Origin of the sequence: Paenibacillus sp. O199 (genome assembly GCF_001636635.1) — a bacterium.
GTDB classification, from domain to species: Bacteria; Bacillota; Bacilli; order Paenibacillales; family Paenibacillaceae; genus Paenibacillus; species Paenibacillus marchantiae.
Genome location: NZ_LGRP01000023.1, coordinates 1 through 14,833, shown reverse-complemented (window position 1 = coordinate 14,833; position 14,833 = coordinate 1). Strand labels below are relative to the sequence as shown.

Sequence of the window (14,833 nt, the reverse complement as noted above, 5' to 3'; positions counted from 1 at the left end):
GAAATAAAGGCTTTTGTGGAGAGATGTTCTCTCCGCAAAGGCCTTTTTGTATGCCTACCTAAGTCTTAAATAACTGGATTATCTATCAAATTTATCCTTGTTCAGCAAATGTAGGTCCTTTACAATAACTTTAGAAATTCCCGTATATCGATTTCTTTATCAAACGATATCCATATATGGTATATGGCATAGCACTTCCTTAATTTCGATATAAGCTCTTACTTGAGTTTATATAAAAAAAATGATACAGGAGGCTATCGAATGTTCAGATTCATTTTACCGTCTTCAAAGCTAGTATTGATTTGCTGTCTGCTGGTGCTTACAACGGTAAGCATGCTGTTCAACAGTCCAAAGGCGTTGTCACATGGTTACGTAGAAGGGCCGGCGAGCCGAGCTGCACTGTGTGCTTCGGGAGTCAATCAAGATTGCGGCAGTATCGTGTATGAACCCCAAAGCCTGGAAGCACCTAAAGGCTTCCCTACTGCAGGACCTACGGACGGCCATATTGCAAGCGCTAACGGCGTCTTCCCTAAGCTCGATGAGCAATCCGCCACACGTTGGTCGAAAGTGAATATGTCTAGTGGCAGTAATACGTTTACTTGGAAGCTGACAGCTAACCATTCAACGGCAAGCTGGAAATATTATATTACGAAAACGAACTGGAATCCGAATGCACCTCTATCCCGTGATTCGTTTGACCTGACACCGTTCTGTTCAGTTCCTTATAATGGCAGCCAACCACCATTTAGCTACACCAACTCATGCAACGTACCCGAACGCAGCGGTTATCATGTCATTCTAGCAGTCTGGGAGGTTGCGGATACTCCCAACGCCTTCTATAATGTCATCGACGTAAACTTCTCCGGGACGAACCCGGTTGATAATGTGGCACCAACACCTCCAGCTTCACTTGCGGCAACTGCAACTGCTGCGACCAGTACATCCTTATCGTGGAAGGCTTCCACAGATAATGTAGGCGTAACGGGGTATAAAATTTACAACGGGACTACCTTAATCGGCAATGTATCCGGCACAACTACAAGCTATACCGTCACAGGGCTGACAGCAAGCACGGCCTATACCTTTACTGTCAAAGCAGTCGATGCAGCAGGCAATGAATCTGCAGCCAGTAATAGTGTAAGCGTTACCACAACTGCACCTCCTGCAAACGACACTACCGCACCTACATCTCCAGGCGGGCTGCATGTGATGGGAGCACCAACCTCCTCCAGCATTCAGCTGATGTGGACGGCATCTACGGATAATGTAGGCGTGACAGGGTATAAAATTTATAACGGCTCTACTTTAGTTACAACGACATCCGGGACGGCAACGTCATATACGGTAACCAATCTTGAAGCGAACACAACATACAACTTTTCGGTTTATGCTGTTGATGCAGCAGGCAACCAATCTGCTGCCAGCACAGTCAGCGGTAAAACAGCCGCTGCTTCTACTGCACCTGCATGGGCAGCTAATACTCAATACACAGCGGGTACAATCGTGAGCTACAATAACTTGACTTACAAATGCCTTCTTACACACACGTCTCAAGTGGATTGGATCCCTTCGGCAACACCAACCCTCTGGCAGCTGCAATAACGGGATTGACTGGAGGATTAGTTAAAAAGAAGTCCATTTAGATTATGATTACAACCATAGCCGGTCCATATTCAGGGATCGGCTATGTATTACACCATGCAAAATAAGACGCTTCAGGAATTAGTCCCGAACGTCTTATTGCTTGCTTTTTATGTTTCTATACCGATTTTATTAAGCCAATATGGGTGATCCGGGTGTCATACGGATCTAATTCCACAGTTTGTTTCCCATACTCGGTATCGATCGTCGTCGTTTGAACCTGACCACTATTGTTAATGACGACCAACTTTTTACTCTCCGGATAATAAGTACACTCTGTAAATAAGTTATCCGTAATGTACTTCGTTTCATGGGATTCACGGCCCGCAAAACGAATCAGATTCAGCAGCAACCTTGTGTTCTCCCAACTGAATTCGAATGAAGGCAGGTAGATTCCTTTCCCTTTACCAAAATCATGTGTAGACAATGTAATCATACCATCCGTTTCATCCACCACAGCAGCTGTTCCATCGGTAAGATATATGTTATTCTTCGGCGTTATTCTTGCCCCTTCCGGCAACAAACCATGCTCATCGCGAGTCTCATATGTCCATTTTCCATGAACCACCCTGGTGCCAGTATCCTCATCCACCCCAAGAACATGTGCCATTCTGAAAAAGCTGTCGTACCCTTCTACCGCCGCTGGCTGGTTGATGCCAATAAAAGTACCGCCTTCATACACCCATTTGGTCAGCAGGTCCACACATTGGTAGTCATTCCAAAGTTCTCCGCCGCTCCAGGCTGAACCGGCAGAGCCGGCATTGATCACGACATCTATATGTTGCAGCACGCCCTGACGGATATCTTCAAAATCAATGAACTGCACTTCCACCGGTAAGCCCGACAAGGCTTCATTAACATGAATCAAGTCATGCATATACGTTTCATGGAAATGGCCGGACAATGTCCACGATCTTAATTTGCCCCAGCTATGCAGAACAGCTACCCTCGCCTTAATCTGATAGGGCTTACCCTCATGATGAAGCTCTTTTATTTCCCTGAACTCATCCGCAATCTTCTCAATATAATCGCAAAAGTCCGGGTAAGGCTCAACCAGATGCAGATATCCACCCAGTCCAATCCGGTCAATCGGCTCTCTGAGCAAAGCGCGCCTGATATTGATCCAATACTTTTTGGCATCCAGCGTAGGGTTTCCGCCCTCCTTAAAGGTAGGAAGTCCGCCTAAGCCCACCGGAAACAAGTAGGGATGCAGACGAATCTCATGGGTATCCACCTTGACACCTGAACACATTCTTGCCTCATAACCGGAGAATACACATTTAATCATCCCATCGAATCCAAACTCCTGAAAGCGGTCATTATAAGGCTCCATGCCAACCCAGCTATCATCATAGAAGACATACGCCAGCTTGCCGTGGTTATGCACGATATCAATTAACTTCTTACCGAATTCGATGACAAAATCATTGATAAATGCCATCCAGTCCAGCTTGCGCTGCTGCGCCGGGATATGACTTACGCGATATTTGCCGCCATTCACAAAATCCTCAGCAGAGAGCGAATATCCAACTTTTTTGGCAAACAGATCAAGTGCTCTCGAACTTACCGTAAAATCATATGAGCCCCAATCCGAGAAGAGATGGCGATTACGCTCGTCGCTGCCCCAGATCCAGGCGAAATTATAAAACAATGAGGTGAAACGAACCACCGTTGTTTCCTGATGCTGCTGACACCAATCCTCCATCCATTCCAGCAGATATGTCTGCGTTTCCGAATAGATCGGATCAATTTGCATCAAGTGCTCCTTGTCCCAATGGTTTGTGGTGTGATTGTACATCGAGATCTCTTCCCAGATCCGATAGGCCATGAAGCTTACCGTGTATTTATGCCAAGGGACGATGCCGGTAATGACTACATGGCCGGATTCCCTCTCATAATTCCACTGTCCTCTTGGCACTTCCTCCCCGGTTGTCCGGTCAAAGACCTGCCAATATTTAAATGCCTCTTTCGAATCATTCACCTTGAATTGTTCAGCAAAAAAATCCTCCATCAGATAGAACGATACATAATCTTGTACAGCTACCTTCGGATTCGTAATTAAAAAACATTGTTGGAGCTTATCTTGATTTCGAGATGCCCACTCGTTATGATCCCGGATGATGCAGATGGTCGAATAAATGCCATACCCCGCGTTAATAATCTCATCGGATAATTGTGTACCGTCACTGTCACGAATGACATCGGCCCCCCACCGTTCGGCAAGTTCCAAAGTCAGTGCCTCATAACCGGATTCGCCGGGTACTGTAAAGGAGCCTTTAATTGGTTTGGACAACTTGGTTCCCTCCCTATTTCAACATGTCGGACAGGAAAGCGAGCGCCAGGCCCTGACCCCAGCCCTGAATCCAGTCTTTTGGAATATTGCGATAGCCATCCCGATCCTTCATCACCGCCGTACCACCAGATACACCAAGCACACGTCCATCTTCACTAATGTTGTTCAGGATACCTTCCAATGCCTTTTGAACGTATTTGGTATGGAGCGGATTACCGTTATTGATCATGGCTGCTGCAATACCAGCGGAAGCCGATACCTCTTCATATGACTGCTCGTCATCCAGAACTGTGCGCCACAAGCCATTCTCTGTCTGCACGAGCTTCAGAGCTGCCAGTTGATCCCGCAGCGAGCACTCCACGTCCATGCACTGTGGATATAGATACCAGTCCTTCAACTGTGGTTTTACTTGCGACATGGTGTAAGCACCCCAAGCGTTTGCTCTTCCCCAATACAATCCAGACATATGGTCCTTGTTAACGTTATTGTAGCCGTGGTACCAGAAACCACTACTCGGATCTTGCAAGTATTTGATATGCCAGTAATATTGATTAAGGGCATCCTGGATCATATCCTGATCCTTTAATTTGCTTCCTACACGGAGCAGGAAAAATGCCGCCATAAATAAGGTATCCGCCCATGCCTGCTCGGGAAAATCATTGGAAATGGATACGGTATGCTGCAGTACGTTATCTCCGAATCTGAGCGCATGATTTTGTAGATAATCCACCTTGCTCATTACAATATCCCAATATTTTTGGTTCCCTGTTTCCTCATATAAAGTAATCAGCATATGGCCCATCGCACATGTATTTACGGTCCAGTCCGGCAACCCCAGCTCGATGTATTCATCCGCCCATTGGACAAGCCTGTCCAAATACTCTTGGTTGCCTGTCGTTTGATAAGCTCTGGAAACACCATAATACGCCACACCGCAAGGCCAATCCCACGTCAAATCCATTGCCAGTGTTTTTTTCGTAACGTTATCAATAACGTTTAAAATTTCTTCCCTGTCATATTTCACTTGAAGCATCGGTGATTCCCCTCTCGTGGCGCACATGCCCCCAAATGCGCTTGAGAGCTGTCCGTCCTTGGTTTGAAAACGCTTTACTTATTCCATTGTACGCAGTAAAATAGTGTCAATCTAAGCATATTCGCAACAAAACTGCGCAATTTCAATCATTTATGAATGGGAGTTATCGAATGTGCCCAGAAAAAAGCAGCCTATTATTGAATACCGCCACTATAGCTTGCCAATCCACTTTCCTATTCTGCTGTTAAGCGGTGAACGTTGGAAAATCTCTGATATCAAAAGTGAACATCTTCATTTCCACAACCATCTGGAGATTGGTATTTGTCATTCAGATAGCGGCATTATGGAGATCAAAGGTGAATCGGTACCTTTTAAAGCCGGTGATGTAACCTTTATCCCCAGATATCTTCCTCATACAACGTATAGTTCACCCAATGAAGCCAGCTTATGGTCTTATCTCTTTTTCTCGCCCGAGGACCTCTTTCAACAGTCGTTTAAGAACAGTGCCTGCAGTAACTTTGAACCCAATTTGAGGGCCATTAAGGGATTGAACTGCATTTTAAATAGAGAGGAACATCCAAGGATCTATACCCTTGCGACATCTGTGGTAGAGGAATTAAAGCAGAAAAATCCTTTTTATCAGGAAAGTGCCTATGGCTTATTGTTATCCCTTTATATCGAACTCCTGCGAATCCATTCCCGGAATGAACCCTTGGCAGATCAAGAAACGCAGCATAATCTAAAAGGTGATCTTGTTATTTCTCCGGTTCTGGAGTATATCACCAAAAACTATATGTCGCCCATTACCATCGATTTTCTCGCTGATCTGTGCCACCTAAGCACCACCCATTTTCGCAGGAAATTTCATGACATTATGGGAACGGCACCTCTGGATTTCCTGAACAGCACCCGAATTGAAGAAGCCTGCAAGCAATTAAAAAGCACAGACGCTTCCATTCTTTCGATCTCCGAACAAGTCGGTTTTCAGTCCATTTCCAGCTTCAACCGCTGCTTCTCCAGACTTATGGGGAAATCGCCGAAAGAATGGCGCAAAGACGCACAGTCCGAAGTGCAATCTGCCAAAGCCTCCATTTTGGAGTTTACGGGATGGGTGTAGGATTAAAAGGGAGGAAAGTTGGTAGCACTTCTAAATTTCGATGTCAATCCAGTTTTTCATTCCAAAAAACGCAACCCCAAAAGGTTGCGTTAACGTTCATCCCTTACACATTCTTTCCTGTGTTCTCGCCGGTTAATGCCTTTTCGCATGTTTTACCGCAGATAAATATACATGGCGACAATCGTCGCCGCCATCGTCAAAACCGCTACCCGACTCAACATTCACGAAGTATTAGACACATTTATGGCTACATGGTAAAATAAATCAGAATATCCATTTTAAATCGAGGTATAAAAACATGATCATCTCACATAATCTAGCGGCTTCAAACACGTTAAGAAGATTGCAGGAAAGCTCGAAGGCCGGTTCGAGTCACATGGAGAAATTATCCTCGGGATTTCGGATCAACAAAGCATCGGATGATGCGGCAGGTTTAGCGATTTCCGAAAAGATGCGAGCACAAATCCGAGGGTTGGACCAAGCATCTAGAAACATTCAGGACGGCACCTCCGTCATACAGACCGCGGAGGGGGGCCTCGATGAAATAACCAGCATTTTGCAACGACAAAGAGAACTGATCATTCAAGGTTTAAACGATACAAACACTGATCAGGATCGGCAAATGATTGACCAAGAAATACGGGAGCTTACGAATGAAATCGACAGCATTTCCACAAAAACAGAGTTTAATACAATTAACTTATTAGCTAGAGACGATTACGAAATACTTGCCGATCGGTCCAACAGTAATACCGTCCATACCGTCAGCGATCCGCCTCCAACAACAACAATACATAAGTCCGTGGTGTACAAACCACCGGGGGAACCCGAAGAACCAAGGCATCTGGTAAGCAGTATAGATACATCCGTAACAAGCAATACACTCTCCAATACAAGTACCATTACTCCGATTGTTTTACCAGATTCAAGAGAGGGGTACAACGAATATACGGTCGACACCAACACAACGACTGTAACAGATACAACAACTACGGTCCATGAAAGCCTGATGCTATCTAATGACCCTAAATATTCGGAACCTAGCTATTGGTATTCCGTTGGCATGAACAAAACCAGCTTCGGTCCGGAAAGCTTTGCCGATGTATATGGTTCAATGCTCGAAAACGTAGAAGTCAACGGAAGCACGAGGGCCTTAGAATATACCTCTCGCAGTAACCGAGGAACTGTTCCGGCTTGGGACCATATGTGGTTTCCTGGAACCAATCTGTCCATAACGAGATTCCGAACCATACTGCCCGATAACTCCATGGAAATTAAATATGTCATCAATAATGGTGACCCTTCGGACTCCAGTTTTAAACTGAGCAATGTAATGGATCCCCCGGTTGATTCTGTTATCTATGATGCGAGTGGTAATCCATTGCCTGCTGGAAGTAACGCATTTACTCCCCCGTCAGGAAACACGTTTAATATGAATGGGACCAACGCTAACGCTGCCATCATATTTGATGATTCAATTGGTTTTACATCCCCGACGGAGCTGGTAGTAAATAACCCAGTTGGGGGCCAATCCCAAATTAATTTCGATTGGGATTTTACAATCCCTGGCGGTTCAAGCATAACTTTAGGTTTCTCTTACGGGCCGTTTTCCTTAAACATGGAAGTGTTCGAATTTACTCGTGAAACGGAAATAATCAAGCATATTGATACCACCATTGTTACGGACATTACGGACATCGACTATAGACCGCCCAACCTCGACATCCAAATGGGTGCCAACACAGGTCAATCCTTATATATTCCTCTCTTTAATGTAAAGGCTGAGGGGTTGGGACTCACCAATATGGGACTATTGCCGCCAGCAGATCCTAACCAAGCCTTGGTCCAAACAGACCGAGCTCTAGGTAAGGTAACTAATTACCGGAGCATATATGGTGCACTCCAGAACCGCATGGAACATGCGCTGAATAACACAAACAATTCCAGCACCAATTTAACCTCGGCTGAGTCGCGTATCCGCGATGCCGATATGAACAAAGAATTGTTGGGTGTGACCAAATCTAATATTTTAATTCAAGCAGCTCACGCTATGCTGGCCCAAGCCAATCAGAATCCTCAAACCGTGCTGCAGTTATTAAAATAAAAGAACACAATCTACGCACAAATCCCCTTCCACATATTTGGAAGGGGATTTCGTCTATTCTATATGTTCCAGTATCTTTCAGCTGTTTTCCAAAACTTCATTGAAAAGTTGTCCAGCACCATCGACATCAATGATTTTAAGACGACTCGTGTTTTTAATAAAAATAGTCTTGTATTTCTCTTTACCGTACTGGTTTGCAAGAAGAAGAATACGTTCATTTTCGTTATCGCTTACGGTTCGAAAGGTATACTCCTTCGGATTAATAGTCCGAACAATCATGTCATATTCGGGAAGTGAAGACCACTCACCGCGATTAGGGCTTTCCTCCGCTGGTTCGTTGTCTTTCTGCACCGTCTCGGTCGGTGCGGATTGCTCATTACTGCCTGTATCGTTGTCGGGATTGGCTTCGTTCGAATTGCAGGCCGTCAGCATCATTGCGGCCCCAATCAAGATCAAAAGCATTTTGTTCATCGAAGTCATCTCCTGTTGCGGTAGTCCTTTTTATGGTAAGATCCCTGATCGTTGTCCTGCGTTGAACGTGGTTTAATCTAAAAGTGTCTCTGAGGCTAGCGTGAACCCTTCAATCACGACATCTTCGTCAACTTCAATCATGATACACCGTCTGCCTTGATAATTCACTTGTTTCACATATCTCAAATCTTGTGGGCTAACCGAAATCGTAGCAACTTTGGTTTCAATCTTAATGGACTTGGACGTAAACTTCGGCATAACACTGGTCGCTTTCATTTCATAATTCTTGTTGTCGACGATGGTTTCAAATGCCCGTTCCACTTTCTCCGACGTCAGGTCCTCTATACCGCTTGCTGTCAGCACACGTTCCAGATCTTTATAATCGAGTTTCGGAGGTTCTTCTTCATGTGACTCTTCGTTAATTTCGATGACCCGGTTGATCTCCTCGTACACATGTGCAATTGTGGCTGAGTCGAGCTGTTCACCGGCCACTTCCTTCACGATATCTTCGAAGATCGCCCGTTCTTCCAGTGCTGTCACAGACCTTTCTCCATTCAATACATTTTCGACAAAATGCGGATCCGGGAAATTGGATTTACCTGTGCAATATAGAACACGATTCACATCGGAGTAGTTGTCCGTTACGCTCGGGTACAGGAAACCCTGCTCCGGTGTGCTTAATTTGACAACCGGATCTACAATGACATTGTACTTAAATTCTCTCTCCACGTAATCAAACAAGAGCGTTTTCCGCTGCTTCTCCGTGGAATTCACACTGCACAGATTGAATGGATGTGCGAACACTTCGTTTTTCTCGCTTTCTTCCGCTTCATCGTTCCGAGCCTTGGTTGGCAAGTAATACTGTCCACGAACAAACGTGATCACCATATCCCGTTCATACTTGGCATCCACCAACATTCTTTCTACTAACAGGAGCATCAGGTCCTGCCATTCCTCCGGATCTCCTGTTACCAGTGCTTGGTGAAGCATCACCTGAGCCGGCTCCTCCGCTTGCTCCTGGAACTTCAGCTCAAACAATTTCTGATCCAGCTCACCCGTCAGCAATTTTTTGAAATTGCCCATGTACAGTTCCTGTTTCTCTCTATCCACCAGCTCAAACGGATGGCGCTCCCAATGATAAATCTCGTTCGTTTCTTTCGTAATATACACGTTGAGTATATCGTAAATATTCAGTAAATCATGATCCATCTTAAACTGTTTGCGTATATGCGCGACTTCTTTTTTATTCATGATTCGTTAGACAACTCCTCAAGTAAATTGGCCTTACAAGTATAAACGATATAAAAAACCTTCGCTAGAAGGACCTTTATCGTTATATGTCATCTACAGTAATAAAAAAGAAAGACGCATCAGGAATGATTCCCGTGCGTCTGTTTTTCGATTCACTGCTTATCTTTTCAATTAACTGCTGCTCGGCAACATATCTGCATTCAAAAGTGGTTCACGGCTGGGAGACACTTTGCTCCCTTCACGCAAAAACAGTAACCCCATGAACAAGGACACAACGCCAATAATAATTAGCAATGCCCCCAACTCCTGACTGTAGGCTGTAAGCGCTCCGTCCCGAAAAGCCATTCCACGAATCAGGCGGTTAAGCCAGTTCATGGGTAGTGCCCATGCGAAAATTTGAAACGGTTCTGGAAACGCCAGCGGCGTTAGTTGAATTCCCGTTGCCAGAAAGGAAGGATACAATACAAAGCTGGTTCGTAGGTTGACTTTGGATATGTCTTTGGCTGTGTATCCAATCAACATACCCAGAAGTGATAAGGCGAAGGCATAAATAACCAATGGGATGATAAAAAGATAAGGCTCCGCTTCAAAACGCATTCCCCCCACCTGCTTTAACAATCCATAAGATAGAAGCAGCGAAAGAGAACTCAACACTGCGTAAGGTACACAACGAATCCATACCTGGAAAGGTGAATTTCCGTTTGCAAACAGCTTCCCTTCCTGACGTAGCCGAGGTGCAATCGAGCCCGCTGCACTTGTCGTAATCATCAATACTACGATATTCACAAATCCTAGCACCATAAAACCGACATAACTGGAGGTTGGATTAAACAGCATCCGTTGCTGAAGCGAGATCGGCGACACGATTCCTTTAGCCGTTTCGGCATCCATCCCTTTCTGGATCAGACGTGTCATGGAAAGGGTCATATTTTCCGTCTGGATGATCTCCTGAATCGCGGTCCGGATTCCGGTTAGCCCCGAGGGCATTGTGTTATCCATCAAGATGCCGATATTCGTCGATTTCCCTTGTTGTTGACGTAAGCCCAATTGATTGGGAAGCATAATGACCGCTACAGCCTGCTCATTGGCAAGCAATGTTTCCGGACTCATTCGGCTCGCATATACGCTTTTGACGCTCATATATTGCGAGGCATTTATTTTGGAGATCAACTGCCGTGAATATTCGCTATGATCCTCATCAATGACCACAACTGGCGATTTGCTAATTTGATTCTGCGAGAACATTAAACCAAAGAATAAGGCTGCAATAAGCGGGCCGATAAAAATTAATCGAACATACTTACTTCCCGATACGTACTTCCATTCGTCAATCAGTGATTTCATCAAGTTTCACCTCTGCTGTCATCCCCGGAAGCAAATCAGCATTCGAATCCATCGATATTCGGACCAGAAACATACTTAGATCGGCTTGCCCCTTTTCCCGTGACATGCGCAAGCTCGCGAATTGTGGGGCAGATGAGATGGAAGTAACAACTCCACTCACCTGTGTTGGCTGATCCAAATAGGGAAAATTAACATCTATGGCTTGATTCACTTCAAGCTTTTGAACTTCACTTTCCTGGATGTAGAGGTCCGTATAGTAATTTTTCTTTTGCAGAACCGCCAGCGGCACTCCTGCTTGTACTTGATCTCCCTGCTTTACAGCAACTCGGTCAACCAAACCATCATACGGTGCAAGTACATCCACATCTCCTTCCCCAGCTGACTTCACTTTGAATAACACCTTTCCCTTCTTCACGGAGTCACCTGCAGATGCACCCACCTCTACAATCGCCCCAGGACTATTCTGATAAAATAAAGTCGTTTGCTCTGCCTCAAGCATGCCTTGTTTCCTGCTCTCAGCCTGACTTACAGCATCCTTGCCTTTAACAGCCAGAAGTGAACCTCCAACAATAAACACCATCGCAATTCCGATATACAAACCCGCTTTTATCTTCATTTTTATATCTCTCCCATTCCCAATCCTCGTGTATATAAGTTGAACTAAAAATTATTTACACTGGACACTCCGATGACAGAACAACCTTCCGATCGCTGTTATCCCCAGATTTTTTTGATTCCTTTTATAAATGGTAAATCCAGTGATAAAGGCGAACGCTCCGCTTCTTCAGGTTCTTTCTGTCCTCTCCGTTTCGTGTAAATGTTTAGTTCAATTTATATGGTTAAATTTGCTGCGTATTTTTAGTTCTCATTATCATTTTGGTGACCGCGTTCTCGGCAGCCTCCATGATCACTTCTCCCAAAGTGGGATGAGGGTGAATCGTCATGGCCAGATCTTCTACGGTTGCGCCCATCTCAATTGCAAGTCCGAGCTCCGATATCAGTGTGGACGCCTCCACGCCAACGATTTGCGCACCTATGACAATTCCCGAGGTTGGTTCAGCTACAATTTTTACAAATCCTTCGGTTTCCCTTAATGCCAATGCTCTTCCGTTGATCCCAAAAGAAGATTTTCCGATAACCACCGGAATGGCCTGTGCTTTGGCTTGCGTCTCACTTACTCCAACACTGGATAGCTCCGGATCAGAAAAGACGACAAGCGGGATCACCTTATAATCCACTTTGGAGGTAAGACCCGCAATGGCCTCTGCTGCTACTTTTGCTTCATAGGAGGCCTTGTGAGCGAGTGCCGGACCAGCCGTAATATCTCCAATGGCATAAATGTGCGGAATAACCGTCCTGCACTGTTCATCCGTCTCAATCAGTCCCTTGTTCGTTACGGACACACCTATGCGTTCCAGTCCTAACTGGCCGTCTGTATTGGGTTTCCTGCCGATTGTGACCAATACATATTCCGCCGTGACTTGGTGCTGCTCTTGATTTTTCGAATAATGCAGTGTAATGGAATCAGCCTTCTGCTCCACCTTTTCAGCAATCGCTCCGGTTACGATGTGTATGCCATCCGCCTTCAATTGTTTGACTACAGGTGCTGCAAGTTCCGCCTCGAATCCGGGCAATACTTGTGCTCCACCCTCCAGAATCGTTACCTTTGTTCCGAATTTGGCATACATCTGTCCAAGTTCCACACCAATATACCCTCCGCCGATCACAACCAGACTACTCGGAACCTCCTGCAGAGACAGTGCTTCTGTGGAAGATAAGATACGACCTCCAACTGGAAATGCTGGCAGCTCAATTGGACGAGATCCTGTTGCCAGTATGAGGTTTTTAAAAGAAATGCTCTGCTCCTGTCCAGCTTGCTGGATCATCGCTGTGTGCTCATCCACCAGACTGGCCTCGCCTTCGAAAATGGTCACATTCGCAGTCTTTAACAAATAGTGGACGCCACCTGCCTGTTTATTCACAACCCCCTGCTTGAAATCCTGTGCAATCTTAAATGTCGCTGCCGCGTCAGCTTGATTGAACTGTCTGAACAAATCATGGCGATGTGATTCCGCAATTAATGCTTTGGATGGTATGCACCCCACATGCGTGCAGACCCCGCCGAGCTGTTGACGTTCGACGATTGCCGTCTTCATCCCCAGCTGTGAAGAACGAAGCGCCGCCACATATCCTCCCGGACCTGATCCAATAACTAACGTATCTACAGATTCAAGCTTACTCATATCCTGATACCTCCCGATTTGAAGCCGATTTAAAATATGATGATCGTAATATATTATAACCATCATATTTTAAGGCAGTCAACAACCGTATTTGGCCCCTTTGTAAACCAGCCAACACCCAGTGGCCAAATTGACAGGATTTATTATGATGACTATAATATTTTAAAAAAGCAGAATGATGAAGCTATGGAGTGAATGATAATGCCCTATCCCAAAGGCCATAAAATAAAAGTACGAGGTAAAATTGTTGAGAGTGCGGCTCGGGCTTTTCGTACCAATGGTATTCAGGACGTCAGTGTACCGTTCATTATGAAGGGAGCCGGATTGACTCATGGAGGGTTTTATTCACACTTTGACAACAAGGAACAGTTGGTCGCCGAAGCCTGTGAATATGCCATTAGCGATACCATCGCACTTCTTCAGAAAGTTGCGGATCAGGAAGAGCAGAACCCCAAAATTAATACAGTCATCGATTATTATCTCAGTCCCTATCACCGCGACAAAACGGAAATGAGCTGCATTTTCCCTGCCCTTTCCGGTGAAATATCCCGCTCCTCCGAAGAGGTTCGGCAGGTATTCACTCATGAACTGGAGCGGATGATCACTTTTATCTCCAATCTGGCAGATATGGATGTATCCAAAAGTCGTGCCCTGTTTAGTACATTAGTCGGCTCGCTTGTTCTTGCACGCTCTGTTAATGATCCTGAACTAAGCGACAGCTTTCTCGCGGCGGGCAGGCAGCAAGCCAAAGAATTGGTTAGAAGTAATTAAAAAGTAAACGCTCCGGGCCCTTATAAAATGCGTAACTTTGATGCTGTTTAATTTTTGTTATTCAGCAGTAAACACAAAAAACACGCCTATAAATGGCGTGTTTTCTCTTATTTGTTTTCAAATAAATAATGCTTCATACTAGCCACCGTAATGCTCTTTTCGCATTCACTGTACTGGGGAATTATCATGCCAAGACTTTTATGAAAACGAATATTGTTCATCTATTAGCTCCAAGAAAAATATGGTATACTCACAGAGCAATGGAAAGGCTTATATGGGCGGTCGGCTAATCTCCCGGAAGGGAGGTTATCCCTTGTGACAGTATTTGAAGCAATTATGCTAATGCTTACCTTCGGTTTGCTGATTGTAGCGCTGCTGTCCAATAAAGACAAGTAGACCGCCCTCTGGCTAAGGGATGCGGTCTATTTGGTCGGTACCCTGCTTGTTAAGCCCACCGCCCTTAAAAGCGGCTATTGCATCAGAGAGTCGTGTTAGCGCACGGCTCTCTTTGCATTATAAGCTGTTTCTGTCCTTATTATAACATGGTGATTGTGGATTTCAATTC

12 protein-coding genes are annotated in these 14,833 nt (G+C 45.1%); 5 read left to right on the top strand and 7 right to left on the bottom strand.

The window, feature by feature from the left end:
- Positions 1-261: 261 nt before the first annotated feature.
- Positions 262-1,602, top strand: a complete 1,341-nt coding sequence (locus tag A6049_RS24310; protein WP_063567123.1) for a lytic polysaccharide monooxygenase — start codon at positions 262-264, stop codon at positions 1,600-1,602.
- A gap of 157 nt (positions 1,603-1,759) precedes the next feature.
- Here the strand turns inward: A6049_RS24310 and gnpA are convergent, their stop codons facing one another.
- Both gnpA and A6049_RS24300 read right to left on the bottom strand, forming a co-directional pair.
- Positions 1,760-3,934, bottom strand: a complete 2,175-nt coding sequence (gnpA, locus tag A6049_RS24305; RefSeq protein ID WP_063567122.1) for a 1,3-beta-galactosyl-N-acetylhexosamine phosphorylase — start codon at positions 3,932-3,934, stop codon at positions 1,760-1,762.
- A gap of 13 nt (positions 3,935-3,947) precedes the next feature.
- Positions 3,948-4,967, bottom strand: coding sequence for a glycoside hydrolase family 88/105 protein (locus tag A6049_RS24300; RefSeq protein WP_063567121.1), 1,020 nt, complete (start codon positions 4,965-4,967; stop codon positions 3,948-3,950).
- Between the two features lie 172 nt (positions 4,968-5,139).
- On the opposite strand from A6049_RS24300, the gene A6049_RS24295 reads away from it, so the two are divergent.
- Entirely contained in the window at positions 5,140-6,084 is a 945-nt protein-coding gene (locus A6049_RS24295; RefSeq protein WP_063567120.1) for an AraC family transcriptional regulator, read from the top strand.
- 298 nt (positions 6,085-6,382) lie between these two features.
- Positions 6,383-8,188: a flagellin gene (locus A6049_RS34445; RefSeq protein ID WP_063567119.1), complete on the top strand. Its 1,806-nt coding sequence runs from the start codon at positions 6,383-6,385 to the stop codon at positions 8,186-8,188.
- A 78-nt stretch (positions 8,189-8,266) separates the two neighbouring features.
- Here A6049_RS34445 and A6049_RS24285 read toward each other — a convergent pair whose 3' ends face one another.
- From A6049_RS24285 to lpdA, 5 genes are all read right to left on the bottom strand, one after another.
- Entirely contained in the window at positions 8,267-8,659 is a 393-nt protein-coding gene (locus tag A6049_RS24285; protein ID WP_095206206.1) for a hypothetical protein, read from the bottom strand.
- 72 nt (positions 8,660-8,731) lie between these two features.
- Positions 8,732-9,910 (bottom strand): DUF4317 domain-containing protein, encoded by a 1,179-nt coding sequence (locus A6049_RS24280; RefSeq protein WP_063567117.1) that lies wholly within the window; start codon positions 9,908-9,910, stop codon positions 8,732-8,734.
- A gap of 171 nt (positions 9,911-10,081) precedes the next feature.
- Positions 10,082-11,254: an ABC transporter permease gene (locus A6049_RS24275; protein ID WP_063567116.1), complete on the bottom strand. Its 1,173-nt coding sequence runs from the start codon at positions 11,252-11,254 to the stop codon at positions 10,082-10,084.
- A complete protein-coding gene (locus A6049_RS24270) occupies positions 11,238-11,870 on the bottom strand; it encodes a biotin/lipoyl-containing protein (protein ID WP_063567115.1) in 633 nt (210 codons plus the stop codon). Before A6049_RS24270 ends, A6049_RS24275 begins: the two co-directional genes overlap by 17 nt.
- A 223-nt stretch (positions 11,871-12,093) precedes the next feature.
- Positions 12,094-13,497 carry a dihydrolipoyl dehydrogenase gene (gene lpdA / locus A6049_RS24265; protein WP_063567114.1) on the bottom strand — a complete coding sequence of 468 codons (1,404 nt, stop codon included), beginning with the start codon at positions 13,495-13,497 and terminating at the stop codon, positions 12,094-12,096.
- Between the two features lie 201 nt (positions 13,498-13,698).
- Here lpdA and A6049_RS24260 point away from each other — a divergent pair, with 201 nt between their 5' ends.
- On the top strand, positions 13,699-14,268 hold the full coding sequence (locus A6049_RS24260) for a TetR/AcrR family transcriptional regulator (RefSeq protein WP_063567113.1): 570 nt from the start codon (positions 13,699-13,701) through the stop codon (positions 14,266-14,268).
- Between the two features lie 315 nt (positions 14,269-14,583).
- Positions 14,584-14,664 carry a putative holin-like toxin gene (locus A6049_RS34590; RefSeq protein WP_370739116.1) on the top strand — a complete coding sequence of 27 codons (81 nt, stop codon included), beginning with the start codon at positions 14,584-14,586 and terminating at the stop codon, positions 14,662-14,664.
- Positions 14,665-14,833 lie beyond the last annotated feature (169 nt).